Below are 19,839 nucleotides of genomic sequence, written 5' to 3' on the forward strand. Positions count from 1 at the left end.
CGGGCTGTCATGTCCTGCCGGTGGAGTTTCCCGCTTCCGGGGCGCTGGATGGCCGATTGTGCGGGAAGCGCATGCGAAAAAGCGACCCGCCCTCCGGGCCGTCGTGCACCGACACATCGCCGCCATGCAGGCGCACGATCTCCTGCACCAGGCTCAGGCCGAGCCCGGTGCCCGGCCCCGTGGCGTGCAGGCGGTAAAAGGGCTTGAAGACATGCGCGCGCTGCGCTGGGGGGATGCCCGGTCCGTCGTCGATCACGTCGATGCTGCCCGAGGCACCGACGCGCACCACCACGCTGCCCTGGCCGCCTGCGTGGTCGATCGCGTTCTGCACGAGGTTGGTCAGCGCGCGCACGAGCGCATCGCGGTCGCCTTCGATCTCGACGCGCTCGGCCGGCGGCTCGAACGAAATGTCGTAGCCCGCCGCCAGGGCCAGCGGGGCCATCTCGGCGACCACGTCGCGCGCCATCTCCACCAGGTCGAAGCGCTGCAGCCGGTCCGCGCTGCCCTTCATGCGCTGCAGGTCCAGCAACTGGCCCGCCAGCACGGACAGCCGCGCGGCATCGGTCAGCAGATGATGCTTGTCGGGGCTGTCCGGCAGGTTCTCGAGCCGGGTGTTCAGGATGGCGAGGGGCGTGCGCAGTTCATGCGCGGCATCGGCCAGAAAGCGCTCGTGGCGTGCATGGCCGTCGTCGAGCCGCTGGAGCGCAGCGTTGAACGCGCCGACCAGCGTTGCCACCTCGCCCGGCACATCGGACAGCGGCAGGCGCACGCCGCGCTGGTGGGCGTCGATCTGGCCGGCGCGCGCCGCCGCGGCGTTCAGGCCCTTCAGGGTTCGCCGCACCACGAAGTGCGTGGCCAGCAGCGTCGCCGCGACGGTAACCGCCATGATCGGCAGCACCAGCTGGAGCATCAGCAGCAGCACGGAGAGGCCCAGGAAGCGCCAGGTGATGGGGCTGTCCGGCCCGGTCAGTATCTGCACGTCGCCGGCCGCGGAGTCCACCCAGCGCATGCGCGCCGCTTGCCGCGGCGGATCGCCCATGTTCCAGCCCAGGCGCGCCTGGCGGACCTGGTCGAGCGTGTCGCCGATGCGTGCGAACTCGGGCGGTACCTGCCCTTCCACGACCTGCCCGCCCTGGTGATCCCGGACCGAGAACCAGAGATGCGGCACGGACCGTCGCAGGGCCACCAGCCGCCGGGTCGGCCGCATGGACAGCTTGCCGGTCGCATCGCGCACCACCGCCTCCTGCAGGATCTCGACGGTGTTCTCCGTCGACGTGAAATCGATCAGGTACCCCGACGCCATCAGCACGCCAATCACCAGCAGCTGGATCGCAACCTGCAGCAGCACCAGCTGGCGAATCAACCGGCGCTTGAGCGAAGGCTGCGCGGACTGGGTCATGGGCTTGCCCGCAAGAGATAGCCCACGCCGCGGACGCTGCAGATCTCCACCCCGGCGCCGAGGTCCGCGAGCTTCTTGCGCAGGCGCGAGACGTGCGTGTCGAGCGCATTGGACTGGATCTCGGCGTCGAAGCCGAACACCGCGCGCTCCAGCGCGCCGCGCAGGACCGTCCGGCCCGCGCGCCGCACCAGGGTCTCGAGCGCCAGCAATTCGCGGCGCGGCAGCTCCAGCCGCTGCTCGGCGACGCTGGCCTCGCAATGCGTGAAGTCGAACGAGAGGGCCGAGATGCGCAGCACGTCGGGCAGCGCCGCGGCGGGTCTGCGCAGGAGCGCGCGCAGGCGGGCCAGCAGCTCTTCGACGGCGAAGGGCTTGCCGAGGTAGTCGTCGGCGCCCGCGTCCAACCCCGCGATGCGGTCGTCCAGCGCATCGCGCGCCGTGAGCATGAGCACCGGCACATGGTTGCCGGCAGCGCGCAGGTCCGACACCAGCGCCAGGCCGTCGCCGTCGGGCAGCCGGCGGTCGAGCACCAGCGCGTTGTAGGGCGCGGCATCGGCGTAGCGGGCGCCGTCGGCCAGCGTGGCCGCATGGTCCACCAGGATGCCGCGCTTGTGCAGCGCGGTCCGCAGGACCGACGCCATCTCGGGCTCGTCTTCCACCAACAGGATGCGCACCGTGATGTTCCTTTGAAGAATGCGTCGCCGGACCGTCGGCGTGCCGCACTTTAGGCAGGCCGCATTGCGTCAGTATTGCGCCGGCGGCGAGATGCCGGCGCAATGTTCGCTCCATGTTGCAGGAAGAAGATCGGCCGCACGGCAGGCAAATTCAGCAGGCCTTGGAGCGGGCACGATGCGCATCTTCCTCACCGTCGGGCTGTTCGAAGTCGTCGTTCTAGCGGGGGTTCTCTTCTTCGCATCCGCGGCAGCGGCCGAGTTGGTCTCGGGGTTCGACAGCATGGAGCAGTCCGGCCACGACCCTTGCCGGGACGGCCGCTACAGCTATGGCAGGGCCATGAGCTGCGGCGAGCTGTTGAGGCAGCTGGACCGCGAGGAAGAAGAGCGCCGCCATCGCTTCGGCGACCCCTGCCACGACGGGCGCTACAGCACGGGCGAGCCGATGACTTGCGGTGAACTGCGAGAACGGCTGGACCGGCGAGAGCGCCGCTTCCGTCGGCGCTCCGGTGAGGCCTATGGTTCGGGGCAGGTGGTGGGGCCTGTCTTTGTCCAGTAGGCGGCCTTACCCGATGTGTTTCCACAGGTAGGCATAGCCCAGCGCGTCCATGAAGGCCGACTCCTTGTTGTCCGAGGCCGCGCTGTGGCCGCCTTCCATGTTCTCGTAGAAGCTGCTGTCGTATCCCAGCGCAGCCAGCTTCGCGTGCATCTTGCGTGCATGCACCGGGCCCACGCGGTCGTCGCGCGTCGAAGTGGTGAAGAGCGCCGGCGGATAGCTCTGGCCGGCCTTCGCGTTCTCGTAGGGCGAGAAGGACCGGATCCATTCCCACTCCTCGGGTTGGTCCGGGTCGCCGTACTCCGCGATCCACGAGGCACCGGCCGACAGGTGGGTGTAGCGGCGCATGTCGAGCAGCGCCACCTCGCTCACGATCGCGCCGTAGAGCTGCGGGTAGAGCGTGAGCATGTTGCCCATCAGCAGGCCGCCGTTGCTGCCGCCCATCGCGCCGAGGTGCGCGGGCGAGGTGATCTTGCGCGCGAACAGGTCTTCGGACACGGCAGCGAAGTCTTCGCAGGTGCGCAGCCGGTTCTCCTGCAGCGCAGCCTGGTGCCAGCGCGGACCGTACTCGCCGCCGCCGCGGATGTTGGCGATCACGTAGACGCCGCCCTGGGCCAGCCAGGCACGGCCGATGCTGCCGCTGTAGCTCGGCTGCAGCGAAATCTCGAAGCCGCCATAGGCGTACTGCAGCGTCGGGTTCCTGCCGTCGGCCACAAGGTCTTTGGCGGCGATCTCGAAGTAGGGCACGCGCGTGCCGTCCTTCGACACAGCGAAATGCTGGCTCACCTGGTAGCGCGAGGCATCGAAGAAGCCGGGGCTGTCCTTCAGCACCTCGGGCTCGCCCTGGCCGATGGTGCCGATGTAGAGCGTGGTCGGCTGCAGGAAGCCGCTCACCGTCAGGAAGTAGTCGTCGCTTTCGTCCTCGTCGATGCCGCCGGCCGCGATGGTGGAGAGCGCCGGCGCGCCGCCGAGGCTCTCGCGTCGCCATGCGCCTGCCTGCGGCGTGAGCACTTCGAGCCTGTTCACCACGTCGTGCATCACGTTGAGGATCAGGTGATGCCGCGTCCACGAATGGCTGTCGAGCGCGGTGGTGTCGTCGGGCTCGAACAGCACGGTGATCTCGCGCTGGCCGGCCATGTAGTCGTCGAACTTCGCGGCCAGCAGCGAGCCGGACTTGTAGGTCTTGCCACCCACGGTCCAGTCTTCGCGCGGCTCGATCAGCATCCACTCGCGGGTGATCTCGGTGATGGAATCGTCGGGCACGTCGATCTTGGCGAGCTTTCCGTCCGCACCGCGCAGCCAGGTTTCGCTTTCGTAGAAATCGATCTGGCGCGAGACGAAGTCGCGTTCGAAGCCGGGCGTGTTGTCGCGGTAGGCGCTGACGGACATGTCCTCGTGCGCGCCCTCGTAGACCGTCACGGCGCTGGCCAGCGGCGTGCCGCGTTTCCACTCCTTCACGATGCGCGGGTAGCTCGAGCTGGTCATCGAGCCGGGGCCGAAGTCGGTGGCCACGTAGAGGTGGTCGATGTCTTTCCACGCCACATGATTCTTCGCCTCCGGCAGCGCGAAGCCGCCTTCGATGAACTGGTTGCGCTCGAGGTCGAATTCGCGCACCACGTCGGCATCGGCGCCGCCACGCGAGAGCGAGATCAGGCAGCGCTTGTAGTCGGGCTCCAGGCAGTCGGCGCCGTGCCAGACCCAGTTCTCCTTGTCGGCTGCGGCCAGTGCGTCGAGGTCGATCACCGTCTCCCAGGCGGGCTGCGGCTTGCGGTACTCGGCCAGCGTGGTGCGGCGCCACACGCCCTTCGGATGCGCCTTGTCGCGCCAGAAGTTGTAGAAGCGCGGGCCGATCTTGCGGACCATCGGAATGCGGTCGTCCGAGTCGAGCACCTCGAGGATGCCCCGCTCGAGCGCCTTGAAGGCGGGCGACTGCGCACAGGCCTGCACCGTCTTCGCGTTCTCCTGCCGGGCCCAGTCCAGCGGGGCGTCGCCGTCGATGTCTTCGAGCCAGAGGTGGTCGTCTTGCTGCTGCGGGGGAAGGCTGGATGTCATGGCCGCAGTGTACGGAGCCCTTGTGAAAGCAGCCCTGTGAGCAGTTGTTGCGGCCACGGCCACTTTTTCATTACTTGGGGCAAACCCCGGCGCCACCCCCGGTGGAAACACTGAAGGAGGCAGGGCCCCCGGAGCGCCATGTGCGGGGTATCCTGCCGAACGGCGCATGCCCCACCAAGGAGACACGACACATGAAACACCTGAGCGGTCTTGATGCCACCTTCCTGCACCTGGAAACGCCTGAAATGCCGATGCACGTGGGCTCGCTCAACGTGCTCGACCTGCCCAAGGGCTACCAGGGCGACTTCTACGAGGACGCCAAGCAGTTCATGGCCAGCCGCATCCACCTGGCCGACGTGTTCACGCGCAAGCTCGCGCTCATGCCCTTCGACATGACCAACCCGGTGTGGGTGGAGGACAACGACATCGACCTCGACTACCACGTGCGCCACATCACGCTGCCCAAGCCCGGCACCAACCGGCAACTGCAGCAGTACGTCGCGCGGCTGCATTCCACGCTGATCGACCGCAGCCGTCCGATGTGGGAGTTCTTCATCATCGACGGCCTGAAGAGCGGGCAGGTGGCGCTCTACACCAAGGTGCACCATGCGGGCATCGACGGGCAGGCCGGCGTGGCGCTCGGCAAGGCCATCTTCGACCTCGAGCCCACGGGCCGCGTGGTCAAGCCGCCGCGCGCACGTCCGCGCAGCAGCGGCTACCAGCTCGGGATGGCAGAGCTCGCGACCGCGGCGCTGCGCAACACGGCGCAGCAGTACGTCAAGCTCTTCAAGATGGCGCCCGCCATCGCGCGTGCGCTCGGCGGTCTCGCCAGGCCCGACGAGAAGGCGGCCGAGAAGGCCGCCGCCACCGCGCCGAAGAAGTTCAACCTCTTTGCGCCGCGCACCTCGCTCAACGTGTCGATCACCAACCAGCGCACCTTCGCCGGCCGCACCATCTCGCTGGCCGAGACCAAGTACGTCGCCAAGCACTTCGGCGTGTCGCTCAACGACGTGGTCATGRCCACCGTGGCCGGCGCGCTGCGCCACTACCTGGCCGACAACAACGAACTGCCGGCCAAGCCGCTGGTGGCCGGCGTGCCGGTGAGCCTGCGCGAAGCCGGCGACGAGACCGCCAACAACCAGGCCAGCATGATCCTCGTGAGCCTGGCCACCGACATCACCGACCCGGTGCAGCGGCTGAAGGCGATCAACGCATCGTCGACCAGCTCGAAGTCGACCATGAACCGCTTCAAGGCCGTGATCCTCGACGACTTCCCGACCTTCGCGGCACCCTGGCTGGTGTCGGGCATCGCGTCGATGGTGGGCCGCTCGGGCCTCGTGAACCTGCTGCCGCCGGCCGCCAACGTGGCCATCTCCAACGTGGCGGGCGCGCCGTTCCCGATGTACTTCGCGGGCGCGCTGGTGACCTGCTACTACCCGGTATCGATCGCCAGCCACGGCACGGCGCTCAACGTGACGGTGCAGAGCTACAACGGCCGCATGGACTACGGCCTGATCGCCTGCCGCCGCGCGGTGCCCGACATCACCGAGATCGGCGACTACATGCTGGCCGAGCACAAGCTGCTGATGGACCTGACGCAGAAGCATCCGGCGGCCGCAGGTGCCGCAGCCGCGCCTGCCAAGCCTGCCGCCGAGCCCGCCCCGGTGGCGGAGAAGGCCGCGCCCACTGCGAAGAAACCGGCGGCACGCAAGAAGGCACCGGTGAGTGCGAGCCGCAAGACCGCCGCACCGGTCAAGGCCGCGGCCAGGAAGGCCCCCGCCAAGACGGCAGGCAAGACCGCCATCAAGACGACCGCCAAGCCAGCAGCCCGAAAGGCTCCATCGGCCAAGCGGGCCAGCGCCTCGAGGGCTGCTGCGGCATGATCGGAAGGGGCACAGGCCAGAAAATTGGGGCAGTTGGACTAGTTTTCCGACGGTTCTAGTTTTGCAGGCCTAGGCCCTTCGGAAGAAGATTGGCTCATCGCGAAACCCGTGACCCACTCAACTTCAAGGAAATCTTCATGTCCACGCAAACCACCCTCGCTTCTGCAGCCATCCACGTCGTCGGCCAGTACAACGACGCCGGCAAGACCCTGGTGGGCGCCTACCGCACCGGCGTGCATCGCCTCCTGGGCGGCGCCGCTTCGCGCTACAGCAGCTTCCTCGGCAGCCGCCAGATTCCGCTGGTGAGCGAACAGGTCAAGGCCAACCTGATCGGTGCGCAAGAGAAGATCAACGGCTTCCTGGCCAACCGCCTCGACATCGACACCAGCCGCATCGTCTCGGTGATGGACCGCGTTGCCGCCGGCACCACCAGCGGCATCGAATCGGTCGCCAGCCGCGTGGCTCGCGTCGAATCGCCGGTCGCCACCTCGGTGCTCAACACCCTGCACGCCATCAACCAGCCGATCGCCACCGTCTCGGTGCAGATCGCCGACAAGATCGCCGCCGGTGCCAAGCAGATCGAAACGCGCGTTGGCGGCGAAGCAGCCAAGCCCGTGCGTACCGTGAAGGCCAAGGCCGCCGTGGCCAAGAAGCCGGTTCGCCGCGCTGCTGCCCGCAAGGCAGCCTGACCCCCAAGGCGCTCTGCGCCTTTTTTCTTTCTGGTACCTGGAGCAATGCATGGCGAGCCGCACTGACGAAACTTCAAAGTTGAAGAAGAAGGCAACGCCTGCAAAGAAAGCACCGGCAGCCAGGAAGAAAGCGGCTTCCGCAGCAGCGCCCCGCAAGGCGGCGCCTGCTGCGAAGAAGCCCGCCGCACCCGGCAAGGCCGAAGGCCTGCTGCGTGCCGGCCTGAAGGCGCTGGACAACGTGCGCAACGACGTTGCCAAGCGCCAGGCCAACGTGATCGAGGGCCTGCTCGGCATCGGGCAGGGCAAGGCCGGTGCGGCAGGCGCCAAGGCAGCGCTCACCCGCGGTTTTCCGAGCCTCGACAGCTTCGGCATCCGCAAGTTCGAGGACGTGTTCGACCAGCGCGTCGCCACCGCCCTGGAACGCCTCGGCATGCCGAGCGCAGAGGAAGTGCAGGCACTGCGCGCAGAGGTGGTGCTGCTGCGCGAACGCCTGGCGCAATTCGAAAGCAACGCCGGCCCCGGCCCTCGCAGCGGCAAACGCTGAGCGACAGCACAAGCCGGTTGTGGCCAGCTCCAACACCACGCGCGACCGCATCCTGCAGACCAGCCTCGCGCTGTTCAACGCGGAAGGCCTGGCGGCCGTGTCGACGCACAAGATCGCCGCCGAACTCGGCATGAGCCCGGGCAACCTGCACTACCACTTCAAGGCCAAGCAGCTCATCGTCGATTGGCTGTTCCGGCGCTTCGAGCAGCGGCTCGAAACCCTCAACGGCTCCTCGGCATCGATCACCGCCATCGACGATCTCTGGCTGGCGCTGCACCTGCGCTTCGAGGCCATCGACGCGTACCGCTTCATCTACCGCGACATGGCCTTCCTGTCCGGCGAATACCCGGTCCTCGGCCAGCGGGCGCAGGCGCTCACCGCGCAGAACCTGCTCGCGGCCCAGACGCTGTGCGAAGGGCTGGTGGCCTCGGGCGTGATCGAGACCAGCGCCGAGCAGGCGCGCATCCTGGCGCTGCAGATGGTGTTCACCACCACCTGCTGGCTTTCCTTCGAGCGCCTGGTGCCCGGACGCGACGCACTGGCGCAGGCAGACCCCGGTTTGGCGGCTTTCTACACGCTCACACTGGTTTCTCCGTATGTTTCCAGCGAATCGAGGGCTTACCTTGATTACCTGAGGGGCAAATACCTCGGATAAATGGCGTTGTCGTCCGACGGGAAAGTGAACTTTTGGCCTCTTATGCTCGTCCTACAAAAAGAAAGAACCGGAAAGAAAGCTGCCCCCATGACCACAGCCACGCACGATCACATCGCTCCGCCCTCCCGCCTGTTGCTGCTCGCCGAGGGGCGCGGTCTCTGGGAAACCGGCGCCGGCATCGCCATGTGGCCGCTGCTGCAACTCACGCCGCGCGGCGACGGGCACTCGGTGCTCGTGTTGCCGGGCCTGATGGCGAGCGATGCCTCCACGCTGGTGCTGCGCCGTTATCTGAACAGCCGCGGCTATGACGCCCACGGCTGGGGCCTGGGCCGCAACCTGGGGCCGCGCGAAGGCGTCGAAGACGGCATGGTCCAGTTGCTGCAGACCCTGCATGAAAAGAGCGGCCAGAAGGTCAGCGTGATCGGCTGGAGCCTTGGCGGCGTCTATGCGCGGCTGCTGGCTTCCGCGCAACCCGACCTGATCCGCAATGTCATCACCCTCGGCAGCCCGTTCTCCGGCAGCCCGCGCGCCACCAATGCATGGTTCGTGTACGAAGGCGTGAGCGGCCAGAGTTCGCACGACCCGCGCCGCATGAAGTTCGTGGAGCCCACGCCGCCGGTGCCGACGACCTCGATCTTCAGCCGCACCGACGGCGTCGTCGCCTGGCGCTGCAGCATCGAGAAGACCGGGCCGCAGTCGGAAAACATCGAAGTGATGGCGAGCCACCTGGGGCTCGGTGCGCACCCGGCGGTGCTCTATGCGGTGGCCGACCGGCTGGCGCAGCCCGAAGGCCAGTGGAAGCCTTTCAACCGCGACCTCATGGGGCCGCTGGTCTACCCGGACCCCGACCGCGACATGTGAGCCACCGACAAGAAGCCTGCACTCGCCGGCTTCTTGTCGATGGAGTCTCCGGAAATACCGCGGAACCGGCTTTGCCGGGCCGCCGGTATTGCCCCCGGCGAGGGGGAAGGCGGCCACACGAAGTGGGCAAGCCTGGGGGTATGCCTACGTCCCGGCCCAGACGTCGAGCACGTAGCGCTGGTCGGCGATCATCTTGTCCATCCACGCCGTGCTGTCGTGGCCGTGCTCGCGTGCCAGATCGGTCAGCGTGCGCCGCACGTCGGGCTCCATGCGCGCGCCGTCGCCGCACACGTAGATCACCGCGCCAGCTTCCAGCAGCTTCCATACGGCCGTGGCCTGCTCGCGGATCAGGTCCTGCACATAGACCTTGCGCTCGCCCGCGCGCGAGAAGGCGGTGTGCAGCTTCATCAGGCCGCGGTGCGACCAGGTCTCGAGTTCCTCGGCATAGATGAAGTCCTGCTCAGGGTGGCGGCAGCCGAAGAACAGCATCGCCTCGCCCAGCGCCTCGCCGCGTTCGACCTGCGCGGCGCGCTCCTGCAGGAAGCCGCGGAACGGTGCGAGGCCGGTGCCCGGCCCGACCATGATCAGGGGGCGCATCGCGTCCTCGGGCAGGCGGAAGCCCTCGGCCGTGGTCTCGCGTATCACGCCGTGCACGGTGTCGCCCGCTTCGGCGCGCGCCAGGTAGTTGGAGCACACGCCCTCGAAAGTGCCGTTGCCCGAGAGCGCCGGCGCGCTCACCACGCCCACGGTGACGCTGCAGCGGCCCGGCGTCATCGCCGGCGACGACGAGATCGAGTAATAGCGCGGCGAGAGCGGCGACAGCATTTCGAGGAACACCGCGAACGGCACCTGGCAGGCGCGGTGCTCCTCGAGCAGTTCGAGCAGCGACTTGCGCTTGTGCAGCACCTCGGCCTTGTACGCCGCCTGCGAAGCCTCGTCGCTGCCTGACAGCGCCGCCAGCTTCGGCTTGGTGAAGGGGCACTCGGTGTAGGCCGCGAGCGTGGCGATCTGCTTGCGCGTGGCCACGTCCTGCAGCTCCACATAGTCGCCCAGCAGGCGGTCGACCGCGATCACCTGGTCGACCGGCAGCGCCGTCTTGCGGCCCGGTACGGCATGCAGGCGTACGTGCGCCGAGCGGTCGAAGCCGAAGCGCGCCATGGCGCGCTCGACCTGCGCCGGGCTGTTGCGCGGCACCACGCTCAGGTGGTCGCCGGGGAGGTAGTTCACGCCCTCGGGCAGCGTCAGTTCGACGTGGCGCGTGGAGCGGCCGCTTTCGGTGTCGCTGCCGGGGTTCTGCAGCTCGCGGTTCTCGATCACGCGCAGCGCCACCGCGCCCAGCGCATCGACCAACGCGTTCTTCTGGGGCGGCGGCAGTTCCTCGAGCGTGTAGAGCGGCTCGGCTTCGGCCGGCGTGTCGGCGCCGGCCTTGATGCCAAAGGTCTTGACGAGCTCCGGCCAAAGGGCGTCGCTCCAGTCCTGGAAGGCACCGTCCATGTCTTCGCGCGCATCGCCTTCGCCGCGCGGATGCACGCGCGTGCCGCCGAGCGCTTCGAGCCGCTCGTCGATGCGGCGCGGCACGGCCTGGTAGGTGGCGGCCCAGTCGGTGTTGCCGCAGCCGAACACGCTGAAGCGCACGCCGTTGAGCGCATCGTCGGCCTTGTCGAGCCAGCGGTGGAACTCGGCCGCGTTGTCGGGCGCCACGCCGTTGTACGAGGCGCAGACGATGGCCACGGCGCCGTTGGCCGGCAGGCGTTCGGCATAGTCGTCGAGCGAGGCCACCTGCGTGGAGAAGCCGCGCAGCTCGCCGGCCTCGGCCAGCTGCCGTGCCAGGTCTTCGGCGGTGCCGAGGTTGGAGCCCTGCAGCACCAGCAGCGAAGTGCCATGGCGCGCCGCCTGCGGCTTGCGCGCAGCGGGTTGCGCCGGCGTCGCGGGGGCGGCGGCGGCCTCCCCGTTGCCGCGCGGACGCGAGGCCGGATCGCGCAGCAGCGCCTTGATCTTGAAGTTCTCCGGCTTGATCGTGAGCGCTTCCTTGATCTTGAGCTTGTAGCCCGTGTGATCGACCAGGTTGAAGCGCTGCAGGATCATGCCGAGCGTGAGCACGGCCTCCTGCAGGGCGAACTGGCGCCCGATGCAGGCGCGCTGACCGTTGCCGAAGGGCTTGAAGGCATTGACCGGCCGCTCGCGCTCGGCCTCGCGGCTGAAATGGTCGGGGTTGAACTGGTCGGCGTCCTCGCCCCACACGCCCTTGTCGCGATGCAGCGCGAGCGCGTGCATGATGACCATGTTCTTCTTCTTGATCGTGTACTGCCCGCCGATGGTCGTGTCTTCCTTGGCGCGCATCGCGATGGCGGGCGCGGTCGGGTACAGGCGCAGCGCCTCCTTCAGCACCTGCAGCACGTACTGCAGGCGGTTGACCTGCGCGTAGGTGGGCTTCTGCGAGGTGTCGGCGCCGAACACGCTGTCGACCTCGGCCTGCGCCTTGGCCATCGCCTCGGGGCTGTTGAGCAGGAAATAGATCGCGAAGGACAGCAGGCCGCTGGTGGTCTCATGTCCCGCAATGAGGAATTCGATGCACTCGTCGCGGATCATCTTGTCGGTGAGCTGCTCGCCGCTCTTCTTGTCCACGCCCGCGATCATGTAGCTCAGCAGGTCGGGCTTGGTGGCGATGTCGGCCCCGCTCGCGCGCCGCTCCTCGATGATGTCTTCCACCATCTTGTGCATGAAGCGGATGTCCTTGCGCTGCTGGGCCAGCTCCTTCTTCAGCATCAGCTCTTCCAGCGGCAGGCCGCGGCGGTTCTGCACCGTCTCCAGCGTGCGCACCATCGCGTCGAYGAAGGGATGGAAGCCCTCGCGGTAGAACGAATTGAAGCGGTAGCCGAAGCCGCACAGGCCGATGGTGTCGAGCGTGAGCGCGGTCATGTCGCGCACCACGTCCACCTCTTCGTCGAAGTTCAGCCGCTCCCACTTGGTGACCAGCTGGCCCGCGATGTCGAGCATCATCGGGTGGTAAGCCTGCATGGCACGCTGGCTGAAGTTGGCCAACAGGATGTTGTGCGGCTTCGACCAGGTCTCCTCGTGCGTGTCGGAGGTGAAGAGGCCGTGCGACGCGGCGCGCAGCCGCCGCAATGCGCCGCGCGTGCTCTTGTCGAAGCGCGGCTCTTCGCAGAGTTCGTCGACCAGCGCGGGCGCGGACACCACGATCACCGGCATCCCCGGCATGTCGAGCCAGTAGATGCCGCCGAGGTCTTGCGCGATCTTCCACATGTCGAGCACGGGGGAGTCTGAGCCGATCGACAGCAGGTTGCCGACGAAGGGTTTCTTCGCCGGATGCGGGATCGGATAGAGCGAGTTTTTGCCTGCCATGGGGTGTTGTGCCTTTGGAATGGACTCGCTTCGGAGATCCGGGGTGTGACACCCGGAGTATCCCGACGGCACAGGGGGCAGGCAGGACGGGGTTTCCCTTAGGAAACTTCAGTCCTCATCGGGAAGCCTTCAGGGCCGGACCATCTTGCAGTCGGTGCCTTGCGCCAACTCGTTGCCGGTGTAGACCGCATCGGTGCGAAAGCCGTAGTTCGTGCCTTCCCAGCCCACCTTGACCGTCTTGCCGTCCACCGGAACGATGGTGTTGACCACCTGCGGCAGCAAGAGCTGGTGGTCCTCGGCACGCATGCGCACCGGGCCCACCACCGAGTCGAAGCTCAGGTCCTCGAGCGCGCGGGCCACCTTCACGGTGTCGTCGCTGCCGGCCTTGTTGATCGCGGCGGCCAGCAGGCGCGGCGTCATGTCGATGCGCGGCGCGAGAAAGTCCTTGCCGGTCTTCGCCTTGTAGGCCTTGGCCAGTGCATCGACCTTCGGCGTATCGGCCTCGCCCGGATGCCATTCGGCCACCCAGGTGAGCTGCCCCGTCTTCGCCTGCGACACCGCCGTGACCGTGCCTGGCACCGAGCCCGCGCTGTGGTTGAAGTAGCGCAGGTTGTAGCCCGCATCGCCCGCGGCCTTGAGCAGCAGCGTCATGTCCTGGCCCCAGTTGCCGGTGATGACCGAGTCGGCGCCGCTCTGCTTGACGTTGGCGATGTAGGGCGCGAAGTCTTTCACGCGGCCGATGGGGTGCAGCGCCTCGCCGACGAACTGGATGTCGGGGCGCGCCAGGCCGACCAGCTGCTTGCCGTAGCTGGCCCACTGCTTGCCGTGCGCATAGTCCTGGTTCAGCAGGTAGACCTTCTTCACGTCGGGCGTCTTCTTGATGTAGTTGGCCAGCGCCTTCATCTTCATCGCGGTGTTGGCCTCTGTCTGGAAGTGCCAGAAGCTGCAGCCCTTGCCGGTCATCTCGGGGTCGATGGAGGAGTGGTTCAGCACGATCAGCTCCTTGCCCGGGTTGCGCTGGTTCCAGCGCGCCACCGACTGCACCAGCGCCGTGACTACCGACGAGCCCGAGCCGCCGGTGACGATGGCCTGCGCGCCCTGGTCGATGGCGGCCTGCAGCGCGCTCTGGCTTTCCTGTGCCGAGAGCTTGCTGTCGAACTGCAGCAGCTGGAGTTTCGTGCCGCCGAGCACGCCGCCCCTGGCGTTGATGTCCTCGATGGCGTACTGCGTGTGCATCAGCATCAGCTCGCCGACATTGGCGAAGGGGCCCGAGAGCGGGTCGATGTAGGCGATCTTGTAGGTGGGCTGCTGGGCCTGGACGGCGCCGGCAAGGGCCAGCAGCGAGGCGAGGGCGACCGGCGCCAGTGGCGCGTGCTTGAACTTCATGGTTTGTCTCTGGTGTTTGTTGTCAGTTTTTGGCGCGAAGACCGATCACGCGGCCGGCCAGCTTCGTGAGCTCGGCCACCACCTCGTCGGCCGAGAGCCGGCCGCCCGGGCGGTACCAGCTGTAGAGAAAGCCCGGCAGGCTGCAGGCCGCGAGCGCGGTGATCTTGGTTTCGGCGAAGTCGAGGTCGCCGTCGCGGCGCGCCTCCTCGAGCAGCGGGCAGAGCAGGTCGTAGAAGTGGTGCGCGAGCTTCTTCTGCGCCGCGATGTACTCGGGCCGGTACACCTGCGGTTCACGGTACGGAAAGAAGGCCACCGGGTGGTGCGCGATGGTCGCGCGGATCAGCCGTTCGATGCCTTCGAGCACCTTCTCGCTCGCGCGGCGCGGGTCGCCGGCCGCGAAGTCGAGCGCAGTGAAGCAGTCGACCGCGGGCCGCCACGACAGCGTCTCGAAGATCTCCTGCTTGTCGCGGAAGTAGTAGTAAACGAAGGGCTTGGTCACGCCGAGCGCGCGGACGATCTGCGCCATGGTCGTGTTGGCATAGCCCTGTGCGGCGAAGAGCTGCGCGGCCGCCTGCAGGATGCGCTCGCGCTGCAGGTCGGTGCCCTGCGTCGTCGCGCGCTGGCGGCCCGTGCCCTGGGGCAGGTGCGGTTGCGCCGTGGCGGCCTTCGGAGTCTTGCCGGCCCCAGAGGGTTTGTGCCGTGTCGCGGAAGTTATACCCATGGGTAGGATTGTTCGTGCACCATGCACCATTGGCAAGCGCCTGCCCGGTGCAGGCGGCTATCGATAACCCTGAGAAAGTGACGCCATGGAGACATTGCCCGACCGCCCGCAACAGCCCCTGCACGAGTACCTGCGCACGCATGCGCGCGAGCGCGGCGACGGCGCCGCCTGCATCTGGTACGGCCATGCCATGAGCTGGGCCGAACTCGACCGCGCGAGCGATGCGTTCGCGGCACGCCTGCAGGCCATCGGCGTGAAGAAGGGCGAGCCGGTCGTGCTCTTCCTCAACAACTGCCCGCAGTACCTGGTCGCGCACTTCGGCATCCAGAAGATCGGCGCCATCGTCTGTCCGAGCGGCCCGCTCAACAAGGAGCATGAGCTGGCCTACCAGGTCAACGACCTGAAGGCGCGCGTGATCGTCGCGGCCGCACCGCTGCTGCCGGTGGTGCGCAAGGTGCAGCCCGAGAGCACGCTCGCGCATGTGTTCGTGGTGCACTACGCCGACATGCTGCCTGCACAGCCGACGCTCGATCTGCCGGCGGAGCTCGCCGCCGAGCGGAAGACCGGGCGCAGCGTGCCGGCAGACTGCGAGGATTTCTTCGCGATGATGCAAAGCGGCGCGGTGCCGCAGCCCGTGGCCATCGACATGGACGACGTGGCGCTCATGACCTACACCTCGGGCACGACCGGCCTGCCCAAGGGCGCGATGCTGAGCTACGGCAACGCGCTCTTCAAGACGCGCGCCGCGGCCGACTGCAACGGCGTCGGTCCGGGCGACGTGCTGCTCTCCATCGCGCCGCTGTACCACATCGCCGGCATGCTGATGGGCGTCAATGTACCGGTGCTCAGCGGTGCCACGTCGGTGCTGCTGCATCGCTTCGATCCGCGTGCCGTGCTGCAGGCCACTGCCAGCTACAAGGTCAGCTGGTGGTACAGCATCGCGCCGATGAACGTGGCCTGCATGCAGCTGCCGGACATCGCGCGCTTCGACCTCTCGAGCCTGAGGATGAACCCGGTGACCAGCTTCGGCATCACCTTCACCGAGCCGCTGGCCGCGCAGTGGCGTTCGCATGCCGGCAACTGCACCTCCTTCGAGGCCGCCTATGGCCTGAGCGAAACCCACACCTGCGACACCTACACGCCGCACCATGCGCCGCGCTGGGGTACGCAGGGCGTGGCAGTGCCAGGCGTGACCATCCGCATCATCGACACCGACACGCAGGCCGGCATGCCCGTTGGAGAAGTCGGCGAGATCGTGCTCACCAGCCCCGGTGTCTTCAAGGGCTACTGGAACAAGCCCGAGGCCACTGCCGCCACCTTGCGCAACGGCTGGGTGCACACCGGCGACATGGGCAAGATCGATGCCGACGGGTATCTCACCTTCATCGGCCGCTTCAAGGAAATGATCAAGGTCTCGGGCTACAGCGTGTTCCCGGAAGAGGTGGAGACCATCCTCATCAAGCATCCCGCGGTGGCGCAGGCCGCCGTGATCGCACAGCCCGATGCAGAGAAGGGCGAGGTCGTGAAGGCGTTCATCGTGCGCAAGTCCGGCGCAACGCTCGAAGCCGACGCGCTCATCGCCTGGTCGCGCGACAACATGGCGAGCTACAAGGCGCCGCGTTCCGTGAGTTTCATCGATGCATTGCCGACCACCGGCGCCGGCAAGGTGCTTCGGCGCCTGCTGAAAGACAAGGCCTGAAAGGTTCCTGCGTGTTCTCCAAAGTTCTGATTGCCAACCGCGGCGAGATCGCCGTCCGGCTGGTGCGCGCATTGGGCGACCTGGCCATCGCCGGCGTGGCGGTGCATGCGCGCGACGATGCGTCCGCGCTTCATGTGCAGCTGGCCGATGTGGCGGTGGCGCTGGACGCGACCGGGCCCTCGGCCTACCTCGACATTGCCGCGCTGATCGCCGTTGCGCGGGCACAGGGCTGCGACGCGGTGCATCCCGGCTATGGCTTCCTCAGYGAGCGTGCGGACTTCGCGCAGGCCTGCGCGGATGCGGGCCTGGTCTTCATCGGCCCGACGCCCGAGCAACTGGGCCTGTTCGGCGACAAGGCCCGCGCACGCGCGCTGGCCGCGCAATGCGATGTGCCTGTGATGCCCGGCAGCGCAGGCGCCGTGACGCTGGCCCAGGCACAGGCCTTCTTCGCCGAGCAGCATGCGCAGGGGGCCGGCGTGATGGTCAAGGCCATCGGCGGCGGCGGCGGGCGCGGCATGCGGGCGGTGCTGAATGCCGAAGAACTGCCCGAGGCGCATGCGCGCTGCATGTCCGAGGCCAAGGCGGCCTTCGGCATCGAGGGCGTGTATGTCGAGCGGCTGATGCGCAATGCGCGGCACATCGAGGTGCAGGTGCTGGGCGACGGAAAGTCCGTGGCCAGTCTCGGCGAGCGCGAATGCACTTTGCAGCGGCGATTCCAGAAACTGGTGGAGATCGCGCCCAGTCCTTCGCTGCCGGAGGCGCTGCGCGCGCAGGTCACGCAGGCCGCGCTGCGCATGGCGAAGGCGACGGGCTACCGCGGGCTCGGCACTTTCGAGTTTCTCGTCGATGCGGCGTCGGCCACGCTGCCTTTCGTCTTCATCGAAGCCAATCCCCGGCTGCAGGTCGAGCACACGGTGACCGAGGCCGTCACCGGCCTGGACCTCGTGCAGCTGCAGATCGCCGTGGCAGCCGGCCAGCCACTGAGCGCATTGGGCGTGGAGGCCGATCGCACGGCGCCGCAACGCGGCTTTGCAGTGCAGTGGCGCATCAACGCCGAGACGCTCGATGCGCAGGGCAACGCACGGCCCTCCGGGGGCACGCTGGCGCGCTTCGACCTGCCGTCCGGTCCCGGCGTGCGTGTCGATACGCACGGCTATGCGGGCCTCGCACCTTCGCCGCACTACGACACGCTGCTTGCCAAGCTGATCGTGCATTCGCCGTCGCCGCGCTTCGCCGATGCCCTGCGGCGCTCGCTGCGCGCGCTGGATGAATGCCGCATCGACGGCATCGCCTCCAACCTGTCGCTGCTGCGCGCCATTGCCATGCGGCCCGAGTTCGCGGCGCAGGCGGTGCACACGCGCTTCGTGGAGGCACATCTGGGCGATCTGCTGGCAGCTGCGGCATCTCTGGAGAAGCATGCGAAGGAGATCGCGCCCACATCCGCGGCGGCCCCCGCCTTCGAAGAGCCGGACGACGACCTGACGGTCAAGGCCCCGATGCCGGCAAAGCTGGTGCAGTTCGAGGTGGAGGTCGGCGACGTGCTCCCCGCCGGCGCGCAGCTCGGCGTGCTCGAAGCCATGAAGATGGAGCACCTGCTGCATGCGCCCGTCGCGGGCCGCGTGATCGCGCTGCTGGCCGAGGCCGGCGACTACCTCGTCGAAGGCCAGTCGCTGGTGCGGCTGGAGGCCGTCGACGCGCAGGCCGTCGAAGCGGAGGCAGGCGCGGCGCACGACCTCGATGCGATCCGCCCCGACCTGCAGAAGGTGATCGACCGCCACGCGCCCACGCTCGACATCCACCGCAAGCCGGCCGTCGACAAGCGCCACGCACAGGGCGGCCGTACCGCACGCGAGAACATCGCCGACCTCTGCGACACCGCATCGGACCCCGGCAACTTCATCGAATACGGCGCGCTCGCCATCGCCGCGCAAACGCGCCGCCGCACGCTCGAAGACCTGATTGCCAGCACGCCGGCCGACGGCATGGTCACCGGCCTGGGAAGCATCAACGCGAAGCAGTTCGGCCCCGAGGTGTCGCGCTGCGCCGTGCTGGCCTACGACTACACGGTGCTGGCCGGCACGCAGGGTATGCGCAACCACCACAAGACCGACCGCCTGCTGGCGGTGGCGCACCAGCTCAGGCTGCCGGTGGTGCTGTTCGCCGAAGGCGGCGGCGGCCGGCCGGGCGACACCGACATGCCCATCGTCGCGGGTCTCAACAACCACACCTTCAGCCAGTTCGCCGCGCTCTCGGGCAAGGTGCCGGTGGTCGGCATCGTGCACGGCCGCTGCTTTGCGGGCAATGCGGCGCTGCTGGGCTGCGCCGACGTGATCATCGCCACGCGCGGCAGCAACATCGGCATGAGCGGGCCCGCGATGATCGAAGGCGGCGGGCTCGGCACGTTCGCGCCGGAGCAGATCGGGCCGAGCAGCGTGCAGTCGCGCAATGGCGTGATCGACATCCTCGTGGAAGACGAAGCTGCCGCTGTCGCTGCGGCCAGGCAATATCTCTCGTACTTTCAGGGGCCGACCACCGACTGGCAATGCGCCGACCCGCGCACGCTGCGCCACGTGGTGCCCGAGAACCGGCTGCGCGTGTACGACGTGCGCGCCGCGATGCGCGGCGTGGCCGACACCGGCTCGCTGCTCGAACTGCGCGCAGGTTTCGGCGCGGGCATCGTCACCGCGCTGGCACGCATCGAGGGCAGGCCGGTCGGCCTGATGGCCAACAACCCGCATCACCTCGGCGGCGCGATCGACGTGGAAGCCGCGGACAAGTCCGCGCGCTTCATGCAGCTGTGCAACGCGCACGGACTGCCGATCGTCTCGCTGTGCGACACGCCCGGCTTCATGGTCGGCCCCGAGATCGAGGCGCAGGCGCAGGTGCGCCATGTGTGCCGCATGTTCATGGTCGCCTCGCACCTGCGTGTGCCGTTTTTCGCCGTGGTGCTGCGCAAGGGCTATGGCCTCGGCGCGCAGGCGATGACGGCCGGCGGTTTCGATGCGCCGGTGTTCACCGTCGCATGGCCCACGGGCGAGTTCGGCGCGATGGGGCTCGAAGGCGCGGTGCGTCTGGGCTTTCGCAAGGAACTGGCGGCGGTGCCCGAAGGCGCCGAGCGCGATGCGCTGTTCGGAAAGCTCGTCGCGCAGCAGTACGCGAACGGCGAAGCGATCCACATGGCGCAGACATTGGAGATCGACGCGGTGATCGACCCCGCCGAAACGCGCACCTGGCTGGTGCGTGGCCTGGCCTCTGCGACGCGGCCGGCAGGGCCTGCTTTGCCCTACGTGGACACTTGGTAACCGTTCGCTAGACCTCGTCACCCACGGGGGCAAGGCGGCTCCGTACACTGGGCCGCTTTGC

14 protein-coding genes are annotated in these 19,839 nt (G+C 67.9%); 8 read left to right on the forward strand and 6 right to left on the reverse strand.

What is annotated here, in order from left to right:
• Positions 1-7 precede the first annotated feature (7 nt).
• Complete coding sequence (locus AC1DXX_RS09075; RefSeq protein ID WP_478133843.1) at positions 8-1,399, reverse strand: sensor histidine kinase; 1,392 nt, start codon at positions 1,397-1,399, stop codon at positions 8-10.
• Complete coding sequence (locus AC1DXX_RS09080; protein WP_478133844.1) at positions 1,396-2,070, reverse strand: response regulator transcription factor; 675 nt, start codon at positions 2,068-2,070, stop codon at positions 1,396-1,398. Before AC1DXX_RS09080 ends, AC1DXX_RS09075 begins: the two co-directional genes overlap by 4 nt.
• A 175-nt stretch (positions 2,071-2,245) precedes the next feature.
• Between AC1DXX_RS09080 and AC1DXX_RS09085 the strand changes: the two genes are divergently transcribed.
• Positions 2,246-2,626: a hypothetical protein gene (locus AC1DXX_RS09085; protein WP_478133845.1), complete on the forward strand. Its 381-nt coding sequence runs from the start codon at positions 2,246-2,248 to the stop codon at positions 2,624-2,626.
• Positions 2,627-2,632: 6 nt separating this feature from the next.
• On the opposite strand, the gene AC1DXX_RS09090 is transcribed toward AC1DXX_RS09085, so the two are convergent.
• Positions 2,633-4,675: a prolyl oligopeptidase family serine peptidase gene (locus AC1DXX_RS09090; RefSeq protein WP_478133846.1), complete on the reverse strand. Its 2,043-nt coding sequence runs from the start codon at positions 4,673-4,675 to the stop codon at positions 2,633-2,635.
• 191 nt (positions 4,676-4,866) lie between these two features.
• Here AC1DXX_RS09090 and AC1DXX_RS09095 point away from each other — a divergent pair, with 191 nt between their 5' ends.
• From AC1DXX_RS09095 to AC1DXX_RS09115, 5 genes are all read left to right on the forward strand, one after another.
• On the forward strand, positions 4,867-6,558 hold the full coding sequence (locus AC1DXX_RS09095; protein ID WP_478133847.1) for a WS/DGAT/MGAT family O-acyltransferase: 1,692 nt from the start codon (positions 4,867-4,869) through the stop codon (positions 6,556-6,558).
• 137 nt (positions 6,559-6,695) lie between these two features.
• The gene (locus AC1DXX_RS09100) at positions 6,696-7,247 is read left to right on the forward strand and encodes a hypothetical protein (protein WP_478133848.1); all 552 of its coding nucleotides are present in this window, start codon (positions 6,696-6,698) and stop codon (positions 7,245-7,247) included.
• A gap of 79 nt (positions 7,248-7,326) precedes the next feature.
• Positions 7,327-7,791 carry a phasin family protein gene (locus tag AC1DXX_RS09105; protein WP_478133849.1) on the forward strand — a complete coding sequence of 155 codons (465 nt, stop codon included), beginning with the start codon at positions 7,327-7,329 and terminating at the stop codon, positions 7,789-7,791.
• A gap of 19 nt (positions 7,792-7,810) precedes the next feature.
• The gene (locus tag AC1DXX_RS09110; RefSeq protein ID WP_478133850.1) at positions 7,811-8,446 is read left to right on the forward strand and encodes a TetR/AcrR family transcriptional regulator; all 636 of its coding nucleotides are present in this window, start codon (positions 7,811-7,813) and stop codon (positions 8,444-8,446) included.
• Between the two features lie 87 nt (positions 8,447-8,533).
• Positions 8,534-9,307, forward strand: coding sequence for an esterase/lipase family protein (locus AC1DXX_RS09115; protein ID WP_478133851.1), 774 nt, complete (start codon positions 8,534-8,536; stop codon positions 9,305-9,307).
• Positions 9,308-9,451: 144 nt separating this feature from the next.
• Here the strand turns inward: AC1DXX_RS09115 and AC1DXX_RS09120 are convergent, their stop codons facing one another.
• From AC1DXX_RS09120 to AC1DXX_RS09130, 3 genes are all read right to left on the reverse strand, one after another.
• On the reverse strand, positions 9,452-12,670 hold the full coding sequence (locus AC1DXX_RS09120; protein ID WP_478133852.1) for a bifunctional cytochrome P450/NADPH--P450 reductase: 3,219 nt from the start codon (positions 12,668-12,670) through the stop codon (positions 9,452-9,454).
• Between the two features lie 129 nt (positions 12,671-12,799).
• Complete coding sequence (locus AC1DXX_RS09125; RefSeq protein ID WP_478133853.1) at positions 12,800-14,056, reverse strand: branched-chain amino acid ABC transporter substrate-binding protein; 1,257 nt, start codon at positions 14,054-14,056, stop codon at positions 12,800-12,802.
• 22 nt (positions 14,057-14,078) lie between these two features.
• The gene (locus AC1DXX_RS09130; RefSeq protein WP_478133854.1) at positions 14,079-14,777 is read right to left on the reverse strand and encodes a TetR/AcrR family transcriptional regulator; all 699 of its coding nucleotides are present in this window, start codon (positions 14,775-14,777) and stop codon (positions 14,079-14,081) included.
• 85 nt (positions 14,778-14,862) lie between these two features.
• Here AC1DXX_RS09130 and AC1DXX_RS09135 point away from each other — a divergent pair, with 85 nt between their 5' ends.
• Both AC1DXX_RS09135 and AC1DXX_RS09140 read left to right on the forward strand, forming a co-directional pair.
• Positions 14,863-16,476: an AMP-binding protein gene (locus AC1DXX_RS09135; protein ID WP_478133855.1), complete on the forward strand. Its 1,614-nt coding sequence runs from the start codon at positions 14,863-14,865 to the stop codon at positions 16,474-16,476.
• 11 nt (positions 16,477-16,487) lie between these two features.
• Positions 16,488-19,778: a carboxyl transferase domain-containing protein gene (locus tag AC1DXX_RS09140; RefSeq protein ID WP_478133856.1), complete on the forward strand. Its 3,291-nt coding sequence runs from the start codon at positions 16,488-16,490 to the stop codon at positions 19,776-19,778.
• Positions 19,779-19,839 lie beyond the last annotated feature (61 nt).

This window comes from Variovorax sp. P4_B10, from assembly GCF_056402375.1.

Coding starts and splice junctions, on each gene's coding strand:
- AC1DXX_RS09075 (WP_478133843.1), bottom strand. CDS start 1,399: ATGACCCAGTCCGCGCAGCCTTCGCTCAAGCGCCGGTTGATTCGCCAG.
- AC1DXX_RS09085 (WP_478133845.1), top strand. CDS start 2,246: ATGCGCATCTTCCTCACCGTCGGGCTGTTCGAAGTCGTCGTTCTAGCG.
- AC1DXX_RS09090 (WP_478133846.1), bottom strand. CDS start 4,675: ATGACATCCAGCCTTCCCCCGCAGCAGCAAGACGACCACCTCTGGCTC.
- AC1DXX_RS09100 (WP_478133848.1), top strand. CDS start 6,696: ATGTCCACGCAAACCACCCTCGCTTCTGCAGCCATCCACGTCGTCGGC.
- AC1DXX_RS09115 (WP_478133851.1), top strand. CDS start 8,534: ATGACCACAGCCACGCACGATCACATCGCTCCGCCCTCCCGCCTGTTG.
- AC1DXX_RS09125 (WP_478133853.1), bottom strand. CDS start 14,056: ATGAAGTTCAAGCACGCGCCACTGGCGCCGGTCGCCCTCGCCTCGCTG.
- AC1DXX_RS09130 (WP_478133854.1), bottom strand. CDS start 14,777: ATGGGTATAACTTCCGCGACACGGCACAAACCCTCTGGGGCCGGCAAG.
- AC1DXX_RS09135 (WP_478133855.1), top strand. CDS start 14,863: ATGGAGACATTGCCCGACCGCCCGCAACAGCCCCTGCACGAGTACCTG.